Raw genomic sequence first — 22,017 nt, forward strand, 5'->3', positions numbered from 1 at the left:
GGCGTGCGTTCCTTCATTTGCCTGATGACAGGTAAGATGATCCGCGTAGAATTTGCCGCACAACAAAGAGCTTGAAGCTTCGCGCAATGCGGCGAGCGCGGGGCGGCAAACATGGCCGCGGATATGGGGAGCATCCATGACGAACGTTCAACCGTCGGGCGCGATTGAAGTCGCGCCGATCGAAGATACCAGCCTTCTTGCCTTCTACCGCGACATGAACAAGCCGGAGCGGCGGACCTTCTGGGCCTGCTTCGCAGGCTGGTCGCTCGACGGCATGGATTTCATGATCTATCCGCTCGTCATCGGCACCATCATCACGATGTGGAAGGTCGATCCGGGCACCGCCGGTCTCGCCGGCACCGTCACGCTGCTGGCCTCGGCCATCGGCGGCTGGCTCGCAGGCTACCTCTGCGACCGCATCGGCCGCGTGAAGACGCTGCAGATCACCATCATCTGGTTCTCCTTCTTCTCGCTGGTCTGCGCCTTCGTGCAGAACTTCGATCAACTTCTGGTGGCTCGTGCGCTGCTCGGCCTCGGCTTCGGCGGCGAATGGGCTGCGGGCGCCGTGCTGATGGGCGAAGTCATTCGCCCGCAGTATCGTGGCCGCGCTGTGGGATCGGTGCAGTCCGGATGGGCCGTCGGCTGGGGCCTTGCCGTGCTGTCGCAGGCGCTGCTGTTCTCTTATCTGCCGGCGGACGTTGCCTGGCGCTGGATGTTCGCGATCGGCGCATTGCCGGCAATTCTGGTGTTTTTCCTGCGCCGTTATGTGGAAGAGCCGAAGGTCGCCGCCGAAACATTGGCGAAGCAGAAAGTCTCCGGCGACAGTCCGGCACTTTGGGAAATTTTCTCGGGCTCCATTGCGAAGACCACGATCCTTGCCTCGCTCGCGGCAACCGGCTGTCAGGGCGGCTACTACGCCATCACCTTCTGGGTGCCGCGCTTCCTCACCACCGAACGCAAGCTCTCGATCGTCAGTTCCACCGGCTATCTCGCGGCGCTGATTATCGGCTCGTTCGTCGGCTACCTTGTCGGGGCGTGGCTCGCCGACCGGATCGGACGGCGCAACCTGTTCCTGACATTTTCGCTTGGCGCGATGATCGTCGTTCTCGCCTACACGCAATTGCCGCTGACCAATGAAGTGTTGTGGCTGCTGGGCTTCCCGCTCGGCTTCTTCGCCTCGGGCTACTTCTCCGGCATGGGCGCGTTCCTGACGGAGTTGTTCCCGACACGGTTGCGCGGCTCGGGACAAGGCTTTTGCTACAATTTCGGACGCGGCATTGGGGCGCTGTTTCCGTTCCTTGTGGGCTGGCTCTCGACATCGACATCGCTCGGCAACGCCATCTGCATCTTCGCGGTGCTGGCCTATGGCCTGTTCTTCCTCGCGGCATTCGCGCTGCCGGAAACCCGCGGCCGGATACTTCACGCCGATGCCTGATCCTATCAACTCGTCAGCAAAAGAGGCCCCGGCTTGTCCGGGGCCTCAGCCTCATCAAAGCGGGCCGACACGCTTCAAGGTCCCGCGCGGGGCAGTCGATACCCACGCCCATGTGATCGGCCTGCCGCCGGATTATCCGTTCATGCCGGGGCGCAGCTACACGCCGCCGGAGGCGACTGCGCGCGATTACATCGCCATGCTGGATGCCACCGGCATGACCTACGGCGTGCTGACGCAAGTCAGTGTGCACGGCACGGACAACCGCCTGATGGCAGATACGCTGCGCGCGCATCGCCAGCGTCTGCGTGGCATCGCGGTGATCCCGCTGGATTGTCCTGAGAAGGAACGCGCGGCGCTGAAAGAAGCAGGTGTCGTCGGCCTGCGCATCAATGTGCTGTATGGCGGCGGTATCGGCTTCGAGCAGGTCGAGAGCTACGCATCATTGTGCCGCGAGATGGGCTGGCACCTGCAATTCCTTGTCGATGCCCGGCAGTTGCCGGAGCTTGCATCGCGGCTGTCAAAGCTGCCGGTGCCATTCCTGATCGATCACATGGGGCACTTTCCAACCACAAGCGGAATCGAGAACGAAGGATTCAAGACGCTGATGTCGCTGGTGCGTGATGGCGCCTGGGTGCGGCTGTCCGGTGCTTATCGCAACACCGTCGAAGGCCCGCCCTATCGCGACACGATTCCCTTCGCGCACAATCTTGTCGCGGCCGCGCCCGATCGCTGCGTCTGGGGATCGGACTGGCCGCATGTCGCCAACTGGGGCGTCATGATGGGCGTATCGGATCTGCTTGATCTGCTGGCCGACTGGGTGCCGGACAGCACGCTGAGCAACCGCATTCTGGTCGATAATCCGCAGCGGCTGTTCGGATTTCCGCCAGTGCCCTAGCGCCTAAGTACAATAGCGTCATTGCCAACGAAGCGAAGCAATCCATCCTGGCGACGCCAAGCTGGATTGCTTCGTCGCTTTCGCTCCTCGCAATGACGAAAAATATCCCCGTCTTACCGTCCGACCTGATACGGCCCGCCTTTTTCCAGCGCGCGCTGATAGGCCGGGCGCGCGTGAATACGTTGCAGCCAGGCCCACGCCTTCGGCGAGCTTTCATCGAGACCGGCGCGCGCCGACGCGGCTTCGAGCGGAAAGCTCATCTGGATATCGGCGGCGGTGAACTCGTTGCCCGCGAACCATTCGCTCTTGCCAAGTTCGCCTTCCCAGAACGCGATGTGCTGCTTGAGCTGCGGATTGACCAGCGTGTTGAGCATCTTGCCGAACACCGGCATCAGCAGCGGCCGCATCAGCGCCGGCGCGCGCTTCGGGGCCAGCGTGAACAGCAGCTTCTGAAGCAGCAGCGGCATGGCCGAGCCTTCGGCGTAGTGCAGCCAGTAGGTGTAGCGCAGCCGCTCCGGCGTTTTCGGCGGCGGGATCAGACGGCCATTGCCATAGGTGTCGATGATGTATTCGACGATCGCACCGGACTCCGCGATGGTGTTGCCGTTGTCGGTGATGACCGGCGACTTTCCGAGCGGATGAACCGCCCGCAGCTCCTTCGGCGCGAGCATCGACGGCTGGCGCTGATAGCGCACGATCTCGTAAGGCACGCCCAGCTCCTCCAGCAGCCAGAGCACACGCTGCGAGCGTGAATTATTCAGATGATGAACTGTGAGCATGAGGCGCCGGTCATGGTTCGTTGCGGGGCATCAGTGGTGACAGCCTGTCCTGAGAAAGTCGAGACAGAATTTTACCCGGATTATATTGACAGGGCATTTTTACCCGGGTAAATACTCGCCGCCGATGACATTCAAGGATGACCCATGCCCCCACTTCCCGCCGTTATGATCGCCTTCGAGGGCAGCAGATGCCTGGGTCTGGGCGACCCTCACCTTGTCGCAACAAAGACCAAGCAGGCGCTCGAAAAGAACGGCGGCGCCCAGTTCATGATTTTCGACGCGGCAACCAGCCGGCCCGCCGAAATCGATTTGCGCGGATCGCTGGCCGACGTGCAGAAGCGGGTTGCACGCCGGATGCCGGTTCAGGCCGATGAGACGACAGCGGAAACTGCGCCGCGCGGACCGGGCCGGCCCAAACTCGGCGTGGTCGCGCGCGAGGTCACCTTGCTGCCGCGGCACTGGGAGTGGCTCTCGCTCCAGCCGGGCGGCGCTTCGGTCGCGATTCGCAAACTTGTCGAGGAAGCACGGCGCGCCAACGCGGCGAAGGATCGCGCACGCGAGGGACAGGAATCGTTGCATCGTTTCATGACGGCGATGGCCGGCGATCAGCCGCATTACGAAGAGGCGTTACGCGCACTCTATGCAGGCGAACAGAAACGCTTCGAGACTGCGGTGTCCAGATGGCCCGCCGACGTGCGCGATCACGTCAAACGGCTTGCCGCAGTTGCATTCGGCGCTGCGTAACAAACTCTCAATCGAGAGTCTGCTGTTCGATCGAAGGCAGTGCGAGCTTCGACGGGTCTGCGCCGGGTCCCGGATGCACATGCACTTCCTTGGCGGACAGCGGCTCGTTGCAGACCGAGCAGGTCATCACCGGATCGAAGGTGTGGCCGCAAGTCTTGTGCTGGTGAAGCACCGGTCGGCCGCGCTCATCCGCCATGTGAACGTCGCCCCAGTGAACGATCGACATCATGATCGGATGCAGGTCCAACCCCTTCTGGGTCAGGATGTACTCGTAGCGCTTCGGACGCTCCTGATAGGCCACACGGCGAAGCACGCCCTGGCGTACGAGTTTCTTGAGACGCTCGGCCAGCAGGTGCCGCGTGATGCCGAGCCGCGACTGAAATTCATCGAACCGCCGGATGCGGCGGAAGCAATCGCGCAAAATCAGCAGCGTCCAGCGATCGCCGATGACGGACACCGTGCGTGCCACCGAACAGGCCTCGTCTTCAAGGGATTCCCACTTCATATCGCATCTCCGCGATGAATCAGCCGTCCATTCTGATTTGATATTTACTATACCTCCATCGTGGATGGATTTGAAGCCCGGTGTTTGTGCATCGCAGCACATTGCACCAGCTCACTTCTCATTGACAGTTCTATATCAGAACCCTATTGGTCGAAGCGAGAGAGGTCCGGATCAGAACCGGCCCAGCGCTTCAACCAGCGAAAAATCAGACCAAAGGGAGACGAAGCGATGCTGAGGAGATCTGCACTCAAGGCCACCGTGGCGGCCCTGTTGCTTGCCGGGCTGTCCGCTCCGGTCGCAGCAGCCGACGCGCCAGGGGTGACGGCAACCGAGATCAAGGTCGGAGCAGTCTTTCCCTTCAGCGGCCCGGCCTCGGCGCTGGGCGCGGTCGGAAAGGCGCTGATCGCCTATGTCAACGTCCTCAACGAACAGGGCGGCGTGAACGGGCGCAAGATCAATCTGATCGCGATGGACGATTCCTACAGCCCGCCGAAAGCTGTCGAGCACACCCGCAAGCTGGTGGAATCCGACGAAGTCGCCTTCATGTTCTCGACTCTCGGAACGCCGAGCAATCTGGCCATCGCGAAGTATCTCGCCGCAAAGAAAATTCCGCAGGCCTTCATCGTCACCGGCGCGACGCGTTTCACGGACTACAACGAATACCCGATGATCACCACAGGGCTGCCGAGCTACGACACCGAGTCGCGGGCCTATGCGCGTTATCTCGCCAAGGAAATGCCTAACGCCAAGATCGCCATCCTTTACCAGAACGACGATTTGGGTAAGGACTTCATCGCGGGCTTCAAATCCGAACTGAAAGAGGCTTTCGACAGCAAGGTCGTGACCTCGAGCTATGAAGTCAGCCAGCCCACCATCGATTCTCAGATCGTGTCGCTGAAGAGCACCGGCGCGACCGTGATGCTGTTCGCAGGCACACCGAAATTCGCGGCGCAGGCGATCCGCAAGACTCACGAATCCGGCTGGAAGCCGCTGTTCATCACCAACCTGATCTCGAGTTCGATCGCCGCGGTCCTTGCGCCCGCAGGCCTCGATATCTCGACCGGCGTGATGACCGCAACCTATCGCAAGGATCCGGACGATCCGAAATGGGCCAGCGACAAGGGCGTCCAGATGTACCGCGCGTTCATGGAAAAGAACATGCCGGGCGCGGATCTGGCCGACAGCAACTACTTCACCGGCCTGCACCAGGGCGTCATTCTGGAAGCAGTGCTCAAGCAGTGCGGCAATGATCTGTCGCGCGAGAACATCCTCAAGCAGACCCGCAACATCAAGGGGCTTGCACTGCCGATGTCGCTGCCCGGAATCGTCGTCAACACCAGCGCAACCAACAACAAGATGTACACCCAGCTCAATCTTCAGCGCTGGAACGGCAAGGCGTGGGATCTGGTCGGCGGCCTGATCAACGACGACGCGAAGTGATAATCTGAACGGCGCGGCAGAGCCTGCCGCGCCGCGACAACAGCAAACCCTCTGTTAACAGGAGACGGACCTTGGCCAAGAGAAATGCGACCGTGGCGGTCATCGGCGCCGGCGACTATATCGGCGCCGAGATTGCGAAGAAGTTTGCCTCTGAAGGCTTCACGGTATTCGCCGGCCGCCGTAACGGCGACAAGCTTGCACCGCTGGTGAAGGAAATCGAGGCCGCAGGCGGAGAGATCCACGCCCGCTCGCTCGATGCGCGCAAGGAAGAGGAGATCGTCTCATTCATTACCGACGCCGACAAGCATGCGCCGCTTGAAGTCTGCATCTTCAACATCGGCGCCAACGTCAATTTTCCAATTCTCGACACCACCGAACGCGTCTTCCGCAAGGTGTGGGAAATGGCCTGCTACTCCGGCTTCCTGGCCGGGCGCGAAGCTGCGCGGGTCATGCTGCCGCGCGGCAAGGGCAACATCTTCTTCACCGGCGCAACCGCCAGCCTTCGCGGCGGATCCGGCTATGCGGCCTTTGCCAGCGCCAAATTCGGCCTGCGCGCCGTGGCGCAAGCGACCGCGCGCGAACTCGGTCCGCAGAACATCCACGTCGCTCACCTCATCATCGATTCCGGCGTGAATACCGAATGGGTCCGTCAGCGGCGTATCGAAGCCCATGGCCCCGGCGCACTGGACGATCCCGATCTGTTGATGCCGCCGTCGTCGGTCGCGGAATCCTACTGGCTGCTCTACCAGCAACCGCGCAGTGCCTGGACATTCGAACTCGAGATCCGCCCGTTCGGTGAGAAATGGTAAGCGCATAGCTGCCGAGCATCACGCCGGCGTGAGCCCTGCTTGCGCCGGCGCTGTCATTTGAGCAAGGTTCGCGCGCTTATCCATTGGGCCTGAGCCAACCCGAAAACCTGTTTCCATTTTTCGGGACCTACCCAACACTCAAACGAAGTGGATCTGATTATGCGCATACTCGTTATCGGCGCCGGCGCGACAGGCGGATATTTCGGCGGCAGACTTTTGCAGGCAGGCCGCGATGTGACGTTTCTGGTGCGCCCGAAGCGTGCCGAGCTGTTGGCCAAGAACGGCCTCGTCATCAAAAGCCCGGTCGGCGACGTCACGCTCAGGAACCCGCCGACCATTCTGGCGGAAAAGATCACGACGCCATTCGATGTCATCATCCTGAGCTGCAAGGCTTACGACCTCGACAGCGCGATTGCATCCTTCGCCGCCGCCGTCGGCCCCGATACCGCGATTATCCCGTTCCTCAACGGCATGAAGCACCTCGACGTGCTGGATGCGAAATTCGGGATCGACCGCGTCATGGGCGGACAATGCCAGGTCGCGGCGATGCTCGACGCGGAGGGCGTCATCCATCAGCTTACGCCAATGCACGCGATGTCCTTCGGCGATCGCGGCAAGCCCAAGGGCGATCGCGCCAAGCGTATCGAGGCGACATTGCAGGGCGCGATGTTCGACGCCAAGGCCAGCGATGTCATCACGCAGGAAATGTACGAGAAGTGGGTGTTCCTCGCCACGCTGGCCGGGGCGACGTCGCTGATGCGCGCGCCAACCGGGCACATCACCGCTGCGCCGGGCGGCGAACAGTTCATCCGCGGCCTTCGCGCGGAGATCGCCTCGGTGGCCGACGCTGCAGGTTATGCGCCGCGCGCTGAATTTCTGGAGCGCACCGGCGGCCTGCTGTTCGCACCGGGATCGCAGATGACGGCATCGATGCTGCGCGATATCCGCAGCAATGCGCGTATCGAAGCCGACCAGATCATCGGCGACCTGATCCATCGTGCCGAAACAAACAAGAAGGGTGCACTGAATGTGCCGCTGCTGCGCATCGTCTACACCCATCTGAAGGCGTACGAGTCGCAACTGGCATAAGCGCCAGCGTCCTTGGATCACCAAAGCAAAAGGCCGGGTCAAACCCGGCCTTTTTTCTTGTTATCGTTGCTCATTTCAAGGCAAGCGGCTTTTCCTCATCGAGGAAGTTCATCAGTTCGCGGAAGAACTGCATCCGGTTCTTTTCCATCATCACCGTGTGGGTGCCTTCGCTGATCTCGATCAGCCGCCAGTACGGCGCGTTCTTGAGCTGCTTGACGTAGTTCTGCGCGAGATAGCTCGGCAGATCCGCATCCCATTCGGCATGCAGCACAATCACCGGCACCGTGATCTTGCCGGGATCGAACAGCGCCTTGCCGGCCCCCCAGTAGAGCTGGGTGTCTTCCACCACACCGTTCGGCGCGCGCAGCATGCCGGGATTTTTCGTCACCGAATCCGGATCGGTGGCCCAGGTCGCATTGGCCCACGCGTCGAACACACCGGGCGGAATGAGATCGGCCTTCTTGTTGTCCGGCACGTCCTTCAGCCAGCGTTCCTTGGCCGACTCCTTCGAGACAAGACGATACGCGCCAAGCTTCGGCCACTGCGCCGGCGGCGGTTCGGTGCGAATCCACTGTGGCGCGTAGAGCACGAGGCGGTTGACCTTGGCGTTGTTCTCACTGGTGTAGAGACCGACCGTCGATGTGCCCCACGACCAGCCCATCACATTGATCTTGGAGACGCCGCGCTTCTTGAGAATGTAATCCACCGCCGTGCCGAAATCCTTCGCGGCCACGCGCGTCTGGACGATGGGCTTGTTGTCGCCGGGCGGCTGGCTCATTTCCGGCGGCCGCGACGAGCGGCCATAACCGCGGATATCCACCAGATAGACGTCGTAGCCGCGCGCCGCGATCAGATCCATCATCGACTTGCCTTCGATCGGCAGATCGAACGCGGTCTCGGACGGATAGGTCGCGCCGTGGACGTAAAGCAGAATTTTCTCGGGTGCGAATTTCTTCTGGCCCGCCGGATGCTTGTTGCGCACGAACAACTGGATGCCGGCATCGCCGGTCGGAATCATGGTGTCCGACGTCTCGAGCCTGACGTCTTTTGCCTGCGCTTTCACGCTGGCAAAGATTGCCACCGTGGCGAGACACGCCAAAGCAGCCCACGAAAACTTGCTGACCATATAAGTCCTCCCGCCGACAACGCGGCACTTTTCTTGGTTATGATGGTTAGTCCGGTCTGCGTTCGATAATGAGGGCAGATCCAACAGTCGCGAGAGTGTTGTCGAACATATCTGGCTCATTTCCGTTATTGATAATCAGGCCCGCCTGATCGTCGCCCGCCAGATTAACGGCCCAGTGCGGACTGCCTCCGGCATAAATTTCCTTGTCCAGCAGCAGCGCCTGCAAGTCGTACAGATGAACCTTGTTGTGGGTCAGCAGAACGTATCCGTTCCGCGCTGACTCGCGGGACTTGGCGGGCCAGTCGTTGCGGTTGGGGTCGTCGACAAAAAATACCACGCGCTGATAGCGCTCGGTCTTGAGTTCGCTTTCCGAGATTCCGCGCTTGCCGCCTTCTTCAATAATTCGCGGGCCAACCTGAACTGCGTCGCGGCACTTTCCAGCCCGCGCATTCAGACTCGTGATGTCGTTCGACGTGAAAAGCACGGGGACCACTGCGTCATAGCCCTTGTAGTGCTCGCTATCATGCAGGCAGAAAATCGCGCTGAATGTCGGCTTGTTGACCAAGGGGTAAAGCTGCCTGCCGTTGATACGAAGCAAACCGATCTGGTCGGGACGGCGCTGACCCGCGGCCCAGCCCGCGGGTGCGACAAAGAGCGGTTTGTCCTTGCTGTGCCCCAGCACGCCTTCAAGGCTGTAGCTCAACAACTCCGCCCGCTGTTCGCCGTTCACAACGAACTTGGCAATGCCGTCTTTGACATCCCGTCCCGCCGCGACCGTCTCTGACGTTCCCGCAAGCTTCAACCTCGTGTACCCGAGATGAAAGCGCACTGCGGTGAATTTGATCTCCGCGCCCGAAGACGTTTTGAAGACGGCATTCCTCAGAGCGGCGGTGTATTGATCAATCGGCTGCCATTTCAGTTCGCCGGACTGCGCCTGAAAGGCCGTCGAATAATAAAGTACGCCCGCAACGAGTCCGCGAAGCATCCATGTCGTCAACGCCCGATCGTGCATCGGCACTGGCCCTGAATTTCAAATATTCTTCTTTGACACCAGTACGATGCCCGACACGTCGTAATCGTCGTTCTTGCCGAAATTGTAGGTCACGTCGCCCGGCACGAATTCGATGTAATGCACGTTCTGGGGCCGTGGATCTTCCGGGGCCGGACGGCCGCCCGCTTCCTTGGCGTCGCCATTCCCGACAGGCATGACTTCCTCGAGCGAGGTGTGAATCAGAAAATCAGTGACACGAAGTGAATCTTTCGAATCGCGGATGGTCGGCCTCACTGCGACACCATCGACTTTCATGGTGACCGGAAACTTTTGCGTCGCTAGGTAGACCGTCACCTTCACTTCGTCATCGCGGGTCGCATAAAAATAGAGTCGGCTGAGGGGCCGCTGCTGAGCAATAATCTCCGCGCCCTTGAAACGGAAAGAATAGCCGTAAGGCGCATTGAAGCTGGCGCGCGCGCGAATCTCGTTGACCGCCTTGGTCAGGGTTTCGACCTGATGTCTCAGGTCGTCGACTTGTTTGCTGTCCGCGGCTTGTTTGTTGTCGGGCGCCGGTTTGTTGTCCGGCAGAAGCGTGACCGGCGTCGGCGCTGTGCTCTGCACGACGATCGCGCCCGCCTTGCTGTTGCGGACAACATCCTCGATGTACTTGTCGATGCGAGGGCTCAGAAGATAGATGCAAGCGCCGCCTACGGCTCCGGTGGCGCCGAGAATGCCCGCCATCGATGCAATGCCATTTTGAATGCTGGCAAATTTGCCCGGCTTCTTGGTCTCGCTCGGAACCTCGGACATTTGCGCCCCCATAGAGCTTTCGGGAGGCTAGCGCGAAAGGTACATCGCTACAACTATCGCGATAAGCCAGTCTTTTCGTATCGGGTGTGACCGGTTGAGGCTGGGTACAGCGCCACAAACGACAAAGCCGCCTTGCGGCGGCTTGTCATTCGACGGCAACGATCCTGTCGTAGCTGTCGGCCAAGATTCTCAATCGAGAATTTCTGGAGCGGGCGAAGGGATTCGAACCCTCGACCCCGACCTTGGCAAGGTCGTGCTCTACCCCTGAGCTACACCCGCATCAGAATTGGCGGGGCGCAAAGCGCGCCGCCGGGCAAAGCTATGCCAAATGCCGCCATGCAATGCAACAGGGCTAATCCTTTATTCCGCATGCCCGGTTCCGGCAATTTTGGGCCAAATCGATGTTTTTCATGGGCCTTTGCGGTCTCTCACCCAATTGAAAATCGGCCAAAAGACCTCCATCTGTGGGTTTGCGCCGTTCCTGCCCTGACGGCCACCCGGGCCGCGCGGGAATTCGCGCCATCTTGCATATCGGCCATTTTCACTGCGGCGGATCGAAGCTGCCGGAAAATGCCCCGATCGTGCTAGAAGCGGCTCTCTTCCATACGACAGGCGGCAGACGAGGATCACGTGACCATAGTCGAGCAAGGCAGCGGACCGGCGGCGATGACGCCTCCCGACCTCATCAAGGACACCACGACCCAGACCTTCGTGAAGGACGTCATAGAGGAATCGAAGCGCCAGCCGGTTCTGATCGACTTCTGGGCGCCGTGGTGCGGCCCCTGCAAGCAATTGACCCCAAGCCTCGAAAAGGCCGTCCGTGCCGCCAAAGGCAAGGTCAAGCTGGTCAAGATGAACATCGACGAGCATCCGGCGATTCCGGGACAGATGGGCATCCAGTCGATCCCCGCCGTCATTGCCTTCGTCAACGGCCAGCCCGCCGACGGCTTCATGGGCGCGGTGCCTGAAAGTCAGGTCACGGCGTTCATCGACAAGCTGACCAAGGGCATGCCTTCGCCGGAAGGCGACATCGCTGAAATCCTCAACGAGGCCGAGGCCGCAATGGCGGCCGGCGATGCAGCCACCGCCGCCTCGATTTACGCCGAAGTGCTCGGCGTCGACGCCACCAATCTCACCGCGCTTGCCGGTCTGGCGCGATGTTACGTCGCAACCGGCGCCCTGGAACAGGCCAAGCAGACGCTGGCCTTGGTGCCGGAGTCCAAGCGCAACGATGCCGCGATCTCCGCGGTGCAGACCATGCTCGATCTCGCCGAACAGGCCAAGGCTGTCGGTCCGGTGACGGAACTCGAACAGAAGGTCGCCGCCAATCCGCTCGATCATCAGGCGCGGTTCGATCTCGCCGTCGCACTCAACGCCGGCGGCAAGCGCACCGAGGCCGCGGGCCATCTGATGGAGATCGTCAAGCGCGACCGCAAATGGGACGACGACGGCGCGCGCAAGAAGCTGGTACAATTCTTCGAAGCATGGGGACCGAACGACGACGCGACCGTGGAAGGCCGCAAGCGTCTTTCAACGATCCTTTTCTCCTGAGGCATTCTACGGATTTCCGTACGACTGATGTGAGGGAAGCGGATGCCGATCAACGCCGAATACCGTGGGCCCGCCGATCTGCCGAAAGTCATTCCGGTGTTTCCGCTGCCCGGAGCGTTGCTGCTGCCACGCGGCCAGATGCCGCTCAATATTTTCGAGCCGCGTTATCTTCAGATGGTGGACGACGCATTTCGCGACGGGCACCGCCTGATCGGAATGATCCAGCCTGACGTGACCCATTCGCAGAGCAGCGAACGGCCCACGCTGTTCAAGGTCGGCTGCGTTGGACGCATCACGCAGCTCGCCGAGTCCGGTGACGGGCGCTACATTCTCGAACTGACCGGTATCGCGCGCTTCACGGTGCTGGAAGAGAAGACGGTTCTCACGCCCTATCGCCAATGCCGCGTTGATTTTGCCGCGTTCATCGACGATTTCGTGGCGCGCAAGGGCGAAGAAAGTGTCGACCGCCAGGCGCTGCTTCAGGCGCTTACGCTGTTTCTGAAAGCCAACCAGCTCAAGGTCGATTGGGAAGGCATCGAAAGCGCGCCCAATGAGGCGCTCGTCAACGCGCTGGCGATGATGTCGCCCTATGGGCCTGCGGAGAAGCAGGCGCTGCTCGAGGCGCCGGACCTCAAGACCCGCGCCGAGATCCTGATTGCCGTGACCGAAATGGATCTCGCCAAAAAGCAGACGACCGGCGATCCGCCGTTGCAGTAACGGCTCGAGCGCGCCCTAGTAGCCCGCGATCCCGAGCGCGACCACGCCGCTCAGCAGCATCCATCCGAAGTGACGCCCGCGTGTGGCGTAGGCATTGGCCAGCGCCGGCTGTCCTATATCGAAAGCCTCCTAACAGCGGCGGGATGTTCGCCGGAGGTGGCGCGGGCGCGGGCGCAAATTCTCTACTGGGCGTTTCTTGGCTTCACGCTGTCAGACAAGCCCTTGCCGAAACAGCGCCGGAGCGAATTCCTCGACGAGTTGATGAGGATCGCCAACCCGGCTTGATAAGCTGATCGCTTTTTTCAACCCGCAACGGATTGATGCCGACAATCCGCCGGGATACTGACGGGCCGTTTTTCATTCATGGTTTCGGGAAAATCCAATGCCGACATTGATCGCCCGCATTCTCGACTGGCCCTATTTCGCGATGCTCGCACGCATTGTTCTGACATTTCCGTTCTGGGGCAGCGGCCTCTCCAAGCTGATCGATTTCCCGGGCGGCGTCGCGGAGATGGCGCAGTACGGCCTGAAGCCACCGATGCTGATCAACTGCCTGGTGATCTTCACCCAGCTCGGCGGCTCTCTGCTGATCATCGCCAATCGCCGTGCCTGGTCGGGCGCCGGCGCGCTGGCCATTTTCACGTTGCTGACAATTCCGATTGCCCACGACTTCTGGAATCTGAAAGGCGAGGCCGCGAAATTCGAATTCTATGTCGCGGTCGAGCATATCAGCCTGATCGGCGGATTGATGCTCGCCGCCATCCTGTCGCGGCAATCGAAATACAAAGGCGCGTAGCTTGCTGCGACCACGCCAATAAAAAAGCGCCGCAAAGAGCGGCGCTTTTTCGCGTCAGCAAATATAGTCGAAAGAATTACGAAGCGCGGGTGGCTTCCCAGCGGCCCGAACACGTCATGCTCGAGGATTTGCCGCTCCACTGGCCGGAGCCGGAATTGGCCGAAAGCTTGCCGCTGCCGCTGGCCTTCTGATCGCCGCGCGCGATGGTGACATTGACCGCGCCGGCATCGCCGACATGACCGGAAATGTCGAAGCTGCCGTCACCCGAATAGCTGACACGGCCACCCTCGACCCTCACGGGATAGCTGTAGGCCGGATCGCATTGCCGGACTGGGTGATGATGGTGACCTTCCACGACCCGTCGAACGAGGAGCCAGCCTTGGCCGAGGTGGCGAGCACGATAGCCGCCGTGAGGAGCGCCGCCGCGAAGGCAGCCAGGGCGAACAGCCGGGCGGCTGGATTCAAGGACAAAGCAATCGTCTTGGCGCGCACGGCCATCTGTGTATCCCTTGCGTTGGGTGGATGCTGAGAGGGATATAGTCACAATGTGGCAAGACTTCTAGCGCGATGCAGCATCGCCGGATGTAATCGGTTTATTTAGGTATTATAATAGGTTATCAGCGATGCGCCTCCCAGCGCCCGCTGCACCTGGCGCCATTCAGAATGCCGCTCCAGCGGCCCGACCCGGAATAGCCTGCCAGCCGCCCGCTGGCCCGGCCGGAGGAGGCGCCACTGGAAATCGCCACATTGACCCCGCCACCACCGCTGATGCGCCCGTTGATGGTGGCGCCGCCGGTCGAAACGATCCGGCCGCCGCTGATTTGGAGCGGAAAGCTGTAGGCGGCATCGCAGTTGCCGGCTTGGGTAACAATGATGACAGTCCAGGGACCGTCGAATGAGGCGGCTTGGGCGGCCGATCCGGCCAGGAAGGCCGCGGCAGCGAGGGCGAAAGGAACCGACCGCTTCAAACCGCTGAAAGTCATGGACTGGCCTTCCATCTGAGGGGGCGCTGAGGTGGTGGGAAATAGTCGCTGAAAGGGCTGCCTTCGTTCAAGAGGCGCCGTTAATCGTTGCCAATCCGGCAATCCTCTGCCATAAGCCCAACCTTCGTCGCCCGGCTGATCAAGGGCTGCCGTGGCGACGCCAGTGCCGACTTTGTCCACACGGGACTAAGTTGAGCATTTTCAACGCTCTAACGAGCATTTCAGCCGCCAGATCGCCTTTCGGGGCGGTTTTTTGTTGCGGCAACAGGAGAGCAAAATGCCCAAGCTGAAGACCAAGTCGGGCGCCAAAAAGCGCTTCAAAGTAACCGGGACCGGAAAAGTGGTGTCCGCCCATGCAGGCAAGCGCCACGGCATGATCAAGCGGACCAAGAAGCAGATTCGCCAGCTCCGTGGCACGCGGATTCTGTTCAAGACCGACGGCGACAACGTCAAGAAGTACTTCTTGCCGAACGCCTAAAGCGGTTCACCGGGCCGCCTTCGCGCGGCCGCCTGTTTTCACTTTTCCAGATGAAGGACATGCATCATGTCTCGCGTTAAACGCGGCGTCACAGCTCACGCCAAGCACAAGAAAGTCTACAAGGCCGCCAAGGGTTTTTCCGGCCGCCGCAAGAACACCATCCGCGCCGCCAAGGCCGCCGTGGACAAGGCGGGACAGTACGCCTTCCGCGCCCGCAAGCTGAAGAAGCGCACGTTCCGCGCGCTCTGGATCCAGCGCCTCAACGCGGCCGTGCGCCCGTTCGGCATGACCTACAGCGTGTTTATCAACGGCCTCGCCAAGTCGGGCGTCGTTGTGGACCGCAAGGTGCTGTCGGATCTCGCGATCCACGAGCCGGCGGCGTTCCAGGCGATTGCTGAAAAGGCCAAAGCCGCTCTCGCGGCGTAAGCTTTGCCCCTCTTGCACGAGGCCGACACGACCGGAGCGTAACAACGCTCCGCTGCGTTCGGCTGGGTGACATGATCCCCCGCCGGATGGCTCAACCGAAACCGTTCCGCTGGGGCTTGCAATGTCCGACCTCGCCAAACTCGAAACCGAAATTCTCGGCGCCATCGCCGCCGCTTCTGATGAAGCTGCGCTGGAGGCCGTGCGCGTCGGCGCGCTCGGCAAGAAGGGTTCGATCTCCGCCCTGCTTGCGACCCTCGGCAAGATGTCGCCGGACGAGCGCAAGACCGAAGGCGCAAAGATCAATCTCGCCAAGGACAGGGTGACCGAAGCGCTCACCGCGCGCCGCGATATTCTGAAGAACGCCGCGCTCGACGCGCGGCTGGCATCGGAAACCATCGACGTCACGCTGCCCACGCGCGAGACGCCCGCCGAGCAGGGCCGCATCCATCCGCTCTCCCAGGTGATGGATGAGCTCACCGCGATCTTCGCCGACATGGGTTTCTCGATTGCCGAAGGTCCGGACATCGAGACCGACGACTACAATTTCACCAAGCTGAACTTCCCTGAAGGCCATCCGGCGCGGGAAATGCACGACACGTTCTTCTTCAACCGCAAGGAAGACGGTTCGCGCCCGCTGCTGCGCACGCACACGTCGCCGGTACAGGTGCGCACCATGCTCTCACAGAAGCCGCCGATCCGCGTGATCTGCCCGGGCCGCACCTATCGCATCGACAGTGACGCGACCCACACGCCGCAATTCCATCAGGTCGAGGGCCTCGTCATCGACAAGGGCTCGCATCTCGGCCACCTGAAATGGATTCTCGCGGAATTCTGCAAGGCGTTCTTCGAGGTCGATAACGTCAACATGAAATTCCGCCCGTCGTTCTTCCCGTTCACCGAGCCGTCGCTGGAAGTCGATATCCAGTGCCGCCGCGACAAGGGCGAAATCCGGTTCGGCGAAGGCGAGGACTGGCTGGAGATTCTCGGCTGCGGCATGGTGCATCCGAATGTGCTGCGTGCCTGCGGCATCGATCCCGACGTCTATCAGGGCTTTGCCTGGGGCATGGGCATCGATCGCATCGCGATGCTGAAATATGGCATCAACGACCTGCGCCAGATGTTTGAGAGCGATACGCGCTGGATCAATCACTACGGCTTCAAGCCGCTGGATGTCCCGACGCTGGCGGGAGGGTTGTCGTCATGAAATTCACCCTCTCCTGGCTGAAAGAACATCTCGATACCGACGAGCCGCTCGAGAAAATTGCCGACAAGCTCACCATGATCGGGCTTGAGGTCGAGCACATTGAGGACAAGGCCAAGGCGCTGGCGCCGTTCGTCATCGCCAAGGTGATCTCCGCCGAGCAGCATCCGAACGCCGATCGCCTGCGCGTCTGCATGGTGGACTATGGCCAGATCGCGAAAGGCGAAAAGCCGCTGCAGGTGGTCTGCGGCGCGCCGAACGCGCGCGCCGGCCTCATCAGCGTGTTCTCACCGCCCGGCACCTACATCCCCGGCAAAAACATCACGCTAAGCGTGGGCAATATTCGCGGCGTCGAGAGCCACGGCATGCTGTGCTCGGCCGCCGAACTTGAACTCTCCGAGGATCACGACGGCATCATCGAACTTCCGGCGGACGCGCCGGTCGGCAAGCCTTACGCGGAATGGGCCGGCCTCGGCGATCCGGTGATCGAAATCAACCTGACGCCCAACCGTCAGGACTGCACCGGCGTGCACGGCATCGCGCGCGATCTCGCCGCCGCCGACATGGGCAAGTTCAAGGACAACGCCCCGAAGCAGATCAAGGGTGAATTCCCCTGCCCCGTACAGGTGAAAATCGAGGACGAGAAGCTGTGTCCGGGATTCGCGTTGCGTCTGGTGCGCGGCGTCAGGAACGGCCCGTCGCCGGAATGGCTGCAAAAGCGCCTGACCTCCATCGGCCTGCGTCCGATCAATGCGCTGGTCGATATCACCAATTTCATGACCTTCGATCGCGCGCGGCCACTGCATGTGTTCGACGCCAGGAAGGTGACGGGCAACCTCACCGTGCGCCACGCCAAAAACAGCGAAACCATTCTGGCGCTCGACGGCAAGACCTACACCCTCGACGACACCATGTGCGTGATCGCCGATGAGCACGGTGTCGAGTCGCTGGCCGGCATCATGGGCGGTGAAGCCTCCGGCTGCGACGAGACCACCACCGATGTGCTGATCGAGTCCGCGCTGTGGAACGAAATCAACATCGCGCAGACCGGCCGCAAGCTCGGCATCAATTCCGACGCGCGCTATCGTTTCGAGCGCGGCGTCGATCCGGCCTTCATGGTGCCGGGGCTTGAGATGGCGACGAAACTTGTGATGGACCTGTGCGGCGGCACGCCGTCGGAGATCGTTGTCGCAGGCGCGACCCATGGCGACGATCGCATCATCGAATTCCCGCTCAACGAGGTGAAGCGTCTGGCCGGCATCGAGGTGCCGTTCCCGGAAATGAAACTGATTCTGGGCCATCTCGGATTCATGGTCGCAGGCACCGGTCCCGTGGTGAAGGTCGCGGTGCCGTCGTGGCGCAGCGACGTGCACGGCAAGGCCGACATCGTGGAAGAGATCGTGCGCATTGTCGGCGTGGACAGCGTGCCGCTGACGCCGTTCGAGCGCGGTGACGCGCCGCGCAAGCCGGTGCTGACCCAGCTTCAGCTTCGCACCCGCCGCGCCAAACGCGCGCTGGCCGCGCGCGGTATGCTTGAGGCCGTGACATGGTCGTTCGTCTCCAGGACGCAGGCCGAATTGTTCGGCGGCGGTCAGCCCGAACTCACGCTGGCCAACCCGATTGCATCGGACCTCTCCGACATGCGCCCTTCGCTGATCGCAGGACTTGTCGCTGCCGCGCAGGCCAATGTTGATCGCGGCTTTCCCGATGTGGCGCTGTTCGAGGTCGGTCAGATATTCAAGGGCGACAAGCCCGAAGATCAGTTCATGGCGGCAAGCGGTGTGCGCCGCGCGCTGGCCTCGTCAAAGGGCATCGGCCGTCATTGGTCGGGGAGTTTCACCGTCGATGCGCTGGATGCCAAGGCCGATGCGCTCGCGGTCCTCGCGGCCGCAGGCGCACCGATGCAGGGACTTCAGATCGTCTCCGCAAAGGAATCGAAGAATTTTCCGGCATGGCTGCATCCCGGCCGTTCCGGCGCGATCCAGATCGGGCCGCAGAATGTGCTCGGCTACTTCGGCGAGTTGCATCCGCGCGCGCTGGAAGCCCTGAAGGCCGACGGCCCGGTCGTGGCATTCGAAGTCATTCTCGAGCGCATTCCCGATGCGAAGGCGAAGCCGACTCGCGCCAAGCCGCTGCTGGAACTGTCGCCGTTCCAGCCGGTGTCACGCGACTTCGCGTTCATCGTCGACCGCAGCGTCAAGGCTGGCGATATCGTGCGCACCGCGCAGGCTGTCGACAAAAAGCTGATCACAGGCGTCACCGTGTTCGACGTCTATGAAGGCAAGGGCATCGACGACGGCAAGAAATCCATCGCCATCGCGGTTACGCTGCAACCACGCGAGAAGACCCTGACCGATCAGGAGATCGACGCGGTCGCCTCCAAGATCGTCGCGGACGTGACCAAGAAGACCGGCGGCACGCTGCGCGGCTAAGGTCCCCCTCAGCGCGGCCAGTTCAGGTTGCGACCGCCCGGCGCGGGTGGCTCCGCCGTTGCGCGCGATTGCGCGCGTTTCGGTTTTTTGCCGGATTTCTCCGCGACCGGCGCATCTTTCAGCACACCGATCTTGCGCAGGGCCGCGTCCGCGGCGCGCTCGCCGGAGTCCCATGCGCCGCCAACCGTGCCCCACTGGGTTTCGTGCGCGGCTTCGCCGGCGAAAAACAGACTGCCCAGCGGCTCCATCAAAACCTTCCGTGCCGGCTGGCCGCCGGGCGAGGCCGCCGACATCGCTCCATAAATGTACGGCATGTCGTTCCAGCGTGTCGCCGTGGTGCGCTTCGCAATGTTCTTGACGTCCGCGCCAAATAATTTTGTCAGCCATTCCGCCGCGAATGCCACCATCGCCGCCTCGCCGCGCGCCGACAGTTCAGCGCCGAATGAACCGGCGACATCGACCTGACACAGCGACGAGCCGCCAAGGTTGGCGAGCAGGAATCCGGTCGAGCGGTCGGTGCTTTGCTCGATCACGATATCGTCGCGCGACAGCCCAAGCGGATTGCCCGGCAACTCCAGCGCAATGTGATCGTAGCTGCCAAGCGTGAGCTTGGACGCCGCATCCTGCTGGCGCTTCGGCAGGTCGGGCGCGAACTTGATCTTTCCCGACAGCAGCGCGTTGGTCGACGCCGTCATGATGACGGCTCTGGCGGTGATCGTGCCCGCAGATGTCTCGACCTGCGCATCACGCCCGCTCCACGCAATACGCGTCACCGGCGTCGAGAGCACAACGGGAAGGCCTTCGCCGAGTTTGGCGATCAGCGCGCCCAATCCCTGGCGGCATGTCGACGGTCCGTCGCGCTGCGACATGGCGACAAGATCAAGCGCGGACAAATCTTTCAGATCCTTACCGGTGGCGGCGGCGCCGAGCAGGAAATCCGTGGTGCCCGCCCATACACCGAGATCCCTCGGCAGCCCCGCGGCGGCGGGCATATCGGCCTTGCCGCGCACGGCATCGCCCATGGCGCGATTGGCGCGGACCAGCGTGGCGAGAAAATCTTCGCTCTCACCGGCGCGCGCGTTGCGCCGGCCGATCCGGATGCGCTGGCCGCGCGGCGCGGGCAGCATGTCCATGCCGACACCACGCGCCAGTTTTGCGGCCGGACTGGTCTCGGCGTTGTAGAGCCAGCGCGCGCCCCGGTCGAACGGCACATCGAAGGCCGTTGCATCGGTGACGCAGCGCCCGCCGATGTTGGGCGCGGCTTCGATCACAACCACCTTGCGGCCTGTTGCAGAAATCCGGCGCGCGGCGGCAATGCCGGCGGCACCGGCGCCGATCACGACAATGTCAGCATCGCGCGGCAGGGGAGCCGCGATCGCGCGGGCTCCGAAGGGTGAGAGCGCTGCGAACGCCGCAGAACCGGCCAGAATATTGCGCCGGGTAATTGTCATGTCATGGTTTCCGGAATTCGACCAAAAGCGAGAACATCCCAGCGTGGTGGTTCACAAGCCCGCACCACGTGCGCTGCAGCTTCTTATGCGGACTTGCGAGCCGAAACCATACTGGAATCATATATTTGCTGGTGTCCTTCGAATCTGAGGCTCGCTCCGGCCGTGCCGCGCAATTCAGCGAACTTCGGATTCGAGACACCAGAACTTGCCGCATTGGAGGCCTTGCGGCAACGGTCATGGTGAATGTTTGATGAGTGGCAGGCTTGACGCATGAACTAAATTGAAATTGCTTTCGACAACAATAAGCCAACAAGAAAGCGGCCCGAATGCGCCGCTCGGGGGGAAGAACACCATGGGCTTCGTACTCGATACTGTCGGCAAGATCATTGCCGGTTACCTCCAGAAAGAGGTTCCGGGCTATGAGCCTTTCACGCCAAGCGATCCGGAGCGGCTCCGCGGCCTGATCGAGGCTGGCGACGTGCTGCTGGTCGAGGGAAACAATCGCGTCTCCGGCATCATCAAGTATCTCACCCAGTCGACATGGTCCCACGCCGCGCTGTATGTCGGTCCGATCGATGGCGCGAACGAGCCCGATGGCGAACCGCATGTGCTGATCGAGGCAAATATCGGCGAAGGCGTCACCACCGCGCCGCTCTCGAAATACTATCCCTATCATACCCGCCTCTGCCGTCCCGTCGGTCTGTCCTATGAGGATCGCACCACGGTCTGCCGCTACGCGATCAATCGCGTCGGCTTCGGCTACGACACCAAGAATATTCTGGATCTGATGCGCTACCTGATCCCGCTGCCGATCCCGCAGCGCTGGCGGCGGCGCATGATCTCGCTGGGTTCGGGCGATCCGACCAAGATCATCTGCTCGGCGCTGATCGCGCAGGCTTTCGGCGCGGTGCGCTATCCGATCCTGCCGAAGATCACGCAGGCCGCGAGCCGCCAGGCGCGCCGCGAAATCCTGCACATTCGCGATTCCTCGCTCTACATGCCACGCGACTTCGACATCTCGCCCTATTTCGAGATCGTCAAGCCGACCATTGTCCGCGGATTCGACTACACGGCGCTGCACTGGGCCGACACGACCAAGCCGTCCCCGGAGGTGGCGGACGAAACCGATCCCTTTCCAGAGGGAGTCTTCGAGACGTCAGAAGCACCGCTCGCGCCTGTTGCGCCGTTTGAGCAGGATTCGCCGAAACGCGAACCGGCGCGCGAACTCGCGGCCTGAGCCGGAATCCGATCTCGAGCGCTCTGGCTAGTCGTCATTCCGGGGCGCGAGCATTCGCGAGCGAGCCCGGAATCCCTAAATTATTTCCGATGACCCCTTCTGGATTCCGGATCAGCCGCGAT

The 22,017-nt window shown here is 61.7% G+C and carries 24 protein-coding genes and 1 tRNA gene; 15 read left to right on the forward strand and 10 right to left on the reverse strand.

Annotated features, from left to right (window positions below; translation table 11 throughout):
* Positions 1 to 136 precede the first annotated feature (136 nt).
* Together AC1RM7_RS13925 and AC1RM7_RS13930 are read left to right on the forward strand one after the other, a co-directional pair.
* Positions 137 to 1,435, forward strand: a complete 1,299-nt coding sequence (locus AC1RM7_RS13925) for an MFS transporter (RefSeq protein ID WP_024921086.1) — start codon at positions 137 to 139, stop codon at positions 1,433 to 1,435.
* Positions 1,428 to 2,330, forward strand: coding sequence for an amidohydrolase family protein (locus AC1RM7_RS13930; RefSeq protein WP_024921085.1), 903 nt, complete (start codon positions 1,428 to 1,430; stop codon positions 2,328 to 2,330). Before AC1RM7_RS13925 ends, AC1RM7_RS13930 begins: the two co-directional genes overlap by 8 nt.
* A gap of 113 nt (positions 2,331 to 2,443) precedes the next feature.
* Here the strand turns inward: AC1RM7_RS13930 and AC1RM7_RS13935 are convergent, their stop codons facing one another.
* A complete protein-coding gene (locus tag AC1RM7_RS13935) occupies positions 2,444 to 3,109 on the reverse strand; it encodes a glutathione S-transferase family protein (RefSeq protein WP_006023373.1) in 666 nt (221 codons plus the stop codon).
* 144 nt (positions 3,110 to 3,253) lie between these two features.
* On the opposite strand from AC1RM7_RS13935, the gene AC1RM7_RS13940 reads away from it, so the two are divergent.
* Complete coding sequence (locus tag AC1RM7_RS13940; protein WP_024921084.1) at positions 3,254 to 3,853, forward strand: DUF2239 family protein; 600 nt, start codon at positions 3,254 to 3,256, stop codon at positions 3,851 to 3,853.
* A 7-nt stretch (positions 3,854 to 3,860) separates the two neighbouring features.
* Here the strand turns inward: AC1RM7_RS13940 and AC1RM7_RS13945 are convergent, their stop codons facing one another.
* Complete coding sequence (locus AC1RM7_RS13945; RefSeq protein WP_006023371.1) at positions 3,861 to 4,358, reverse strand: winged helix-turn-helix transcriptional regulator; 498 nt, start codon at positions 4,356 to 4,358, stop codon at positions 3,861 to 3,863.
* Positions 4,359 to 4,586: 228 nt separating this feature from the next.
* Between AC1RM7_RS13945 and AC1RM7_RS13950 the strand changes: the two genes are divergently transcribed.
* The 3 genes from AC1RM7_RS13950 (at position 4,587) to panE (ending at position 7,696) form a co-directional block, all read left to right on the forward strand.
* Positions 4,587 to 5,798, forward strand: a complete 1,212-nt coding sequence (locus AC1RM7_RS13950) for an ABC transporter substrate-binding protein (protein ID WP_006023370.1) — start codon at positions 4,587 to 4,589, stop codon at positions 5,796 to 5,798.
* A gap of 71 nt (positions 5,799 to 5,869) precedes the next feature.
* Positions 5,870 to 6,607, forward strand: a complete 738-nt coding sequence (locus AC1RM7_RS13955) for an SDR family oxidoreductase (protein ID WP_006023369.1) — start codon at positions 5,870 to 5,872, stop codon at positions 6,605 to 6,607.
* Positions 6,608 to 6,766: 159 nt separating this feature from the next.
* The gene (gene panE, locus AC1RM7_RS13960; RefSeq protein ID WP_006023368.1) at positions 6,767 to 7,696 is read left to right on the forward strand and encodes a 2-dehydropantoate 2-reductase; all 930 of its coding nucleotides are present in this window, start codon (positions 6,767 to 6,769) and stop codon (positions 7,694 to 7,696) included.
* Positions 7,697 to 7,766: 70 nt separating this feature from the next.
* Here panE and AC1RM7_RS13965 read toward each other — a convergent pair whose 3' ends face one another.
* The 4 genes from AC1RM7_RS13965 to AC1RM7_RS13980 all read right to left on the reverse strand — a co-directional run bounded on the left by AC1RM7_RS13965 (position 7,767) and on the right by AC1RM7_RS13980 (position 10,902).
* Complete coding sequence (locus AC1RM7_RS13965; RefSeq protein ID WP_006023367.1) at positions 7,767 to 8,822, reverse strand: alpha/beta hydrolase; 1,056 nt, start codon at positions 8,820 to 8,822, stop codon at positions 7,767 to 7,769.
* A gap of 46 nt (positions 8,823 to 8,868) precedes the next feature.
* The gene (locus AC1RM7_RS13970; RefSeq protein ID WP_006023366.1) at positions 8,869 to 9,834 is read right to left on the reverse strand and encodes a hypothetical protein; all 966 of its coding nucleotides are present in this window, start codon (positions 9,832 to 9,834) and stop codon (positions 8,869 to 8,871) included.
* A gap of 18 nt (positions 9,835 to 9,852) precedes the next feature.
* Complete coding sequence (locus AC1RM7_RS13975; RefSeq protein ID WP_006023365.1) at positions 9,853 to 10,623, reverse strand: hypothetical protein; 771 nt, start codon at positions 10,621 to 10,623, stop codon at positions 9,853 to 9,855.
* Positions 10,624 to 10,827: 204 nt separating this feature from the next.
* Positions 10,828 to 10,902: transfer RNA gene (locus AC1RM7_RS13980), tRNA-Gly, on the reverse strand.
* Positions 10,903 to 11,253: 351 nt separating this feature from the next.
* Between AC1RM7_RS13980 and trxA the strand changes: the two genes are divergently transcribed.
* The 4 genes from trxA (at position 11,254) to AC1RM7_RS14000 (ending at position 13,687) form a co-directional block, all read left to right on the forward strand.
* Complete coding sequence (gene trxA, locus AC1RM7_RS13985) at positions 11,254 to 12,174, forward strand: thioredoxin (protein ID WP_024921083.1); 921 nt, start codon at positions 11,254 to 11,256, stop codon at positions 12,172 to 12,174.
* Positions 12,175 to 12,216: 42 nt separating this feature from the next.
* Positions 12,217 to 12,891, forward strand: coding sequence for an LON peptidase substrate-binding domain-containing protein (locus AC1RM7_RS13990; RefSeq protein WP_024921082.1), 675 nt, complete (start codon positions 12,217 to 12,219; stop codon positions 12,889 to 12,891).
* A gap of 69 nt (positions 12,892 to 12,960) precedes the next feature.
* Positions 12,961 to 13,176, forward strand: a complete 216-nt coding sequence (locus AC1RM7_RS13995; RefSeq protein WP_024921081.1) for a hypothetical protein — start codon at positions 12,961 to 12,963, stop codon at positions 13,174 to 13,176.
* 97 nt (positions 13,177 to 13,273) lie between these two features.
* Positions 13,274 to 13,687: a DoxX family protein gene (locus tag AC1RM7_RS14000; RefSeq protein WP_024921080.1), complete on the forward strand. Its 414-nt coding sequence runs from the start codon at positions 13,274 to 13,276 to the stop codon at positions 13,685 to 13,687.
* 76 nt (positions 13,688 to 13,763) lie between these two features.
* On the opposite strand, the gene AC1RM7_RS14005 is transcribed toward AC1RM7_RS14000, so the two are convergent.
* From AC1RM7_RS14005 to AC1RM7_RS14015, 3 genes are all read right to left on the reverse strand, one after another.
* A complete protein-coding gene (locus AC1RM7_RS14005) occupies positions 13,764 to 13,985 on the reverse strand; it encodes a hypothetical protein (protein WP_492837590.1) in 222 nt (73 codons plus the stop codon).
* Positions 13,982 to 14,185 carry a hypothetical protein gene (locus tag AC1RM7_RS14010; RefSeq protein WP_492837588.1) on the reverse strand — a complete coding sequence of 68 codons (204 nt, stop codon included), beginning with the start codon at positions 14,183 to 14,185 and terminating at the stop codon, positions 13,982 to 13,984. The genes AC1RM7_RS14005 and AC1RM7_RS14010 overlap by 4 nt, the downstream gene beginning before the upstream one ends.
* A 119-nt stretch (positions 14,186 to 14,304) precedes the next feature.
* A complete protein-coding gene (locus tag AC1RM7_RS14015) occupies positions 14,305 to 14,670 on the reverse strand; it encodes a hypothetical protein (RefSeq protein ID WP_152544185.1) in 366 nt (121 codons plus the stop codon).
* A 277-nt stretch (positions 14,671 to 14,947) separates the two neighbouring features.
* On the opposite strand from AC1RM7_RS14015, the gene rpmI reads away from it, so the two are divergent.
* The 4 genes from rpmI (at position 14,948) to pheT (ending at position 19,207) form a co-directional block, all read left to right on the forward strand.
* On the forward strand, positions 14,948 to 15,148 hold the full coding sequence (gene rpmI, locus AC1RM7_RS14020; protein ID WP_002713838.1) for a 50S ribosomal protein L35: 201 nt from the start codon (positions 14,948 to 14,950) through the stop codon (positions 15,146 to 15,148).
* Between the two features lie 66 nt (positions 15,149 to 15,214).
* Complete coding sequence (gene rplT, locus AC1RM7_RS14025; RefSeq protein ID WP_006023357.1) at positions 15,215 to 15,574, forward strand: 50S ribosomal protein L20; 360 nt, start codon at positions 15,215 to 15,217, stop codon at positions 15,572 to 15,574.
* Positions 15,575 to 15,695: 121 nt separating this feature from the next.
* A complete protein-coding gene (gene pheS, locus AC1RM7_RS14030; protein ID WP_024921078.1) occupies positions 15,696 to 16,778 on the forward strand; it encodes a phenylalanine--tRNA ligase subunit alpha in 1,083 nt (360 codons plus the stop codon).
* Complete coding sequence (gene pheT / locus AC1RM7_RS14035; RefSeq protein WP_024921077.1) at positions 16,775 to 19,207, forward strand: phenylalanine--tRNA ligase subunit beta; 2,433 nt, start codon at positions 16,775 to 16,777, stop codon at positions 19,205 to 19,207. The genes pheS and pheT overlap by 4 nt, the downstream gene beginning before the upstream one ends.
* A gap of 8 nt (positions 19,208 to 19,215) precedes the next feature.
* Here the strand turns inward: pheT and AC1RM7_RS14040 are convergent, their stop codons facing one another.
* Entirely contained in the window at positions 19,216 to 20,658 is a 1,443-nt protein-coding gene (locus AC1RM7_RS14040; protein WP_024921076.1) for a flavin monoamine oxidase family protein, read from the reverse strand.
* 352 nt (positions 20,659 to 21,010) lie between these two features.
* On the opposite strand from AC1RM7_RS14040, the gene AC1RM7_RS14045 reads away from it, so the two are divergent.
* Positions 21,011 to 21,895 carry a YiiX/YebB-like N1pC/P60 family cysteine hydrolase gene (locus tag AC1RM7_RS14045; RefSeq protein WP_024921075.1) on the forward strand — a complete coding sequence of 295 codons (885 nt, stop codon included), beginning with the start codon at positions 21,011 to 21,013 and terminating at the stop codon, positions 21,893 to 21,895.
* Positions 21,896 to 22,017 lie beyond the last annotated feature (122 nt).

Source organism: Afipia sp. GW822-FHT03D08, from assembly GCF_058801645.1.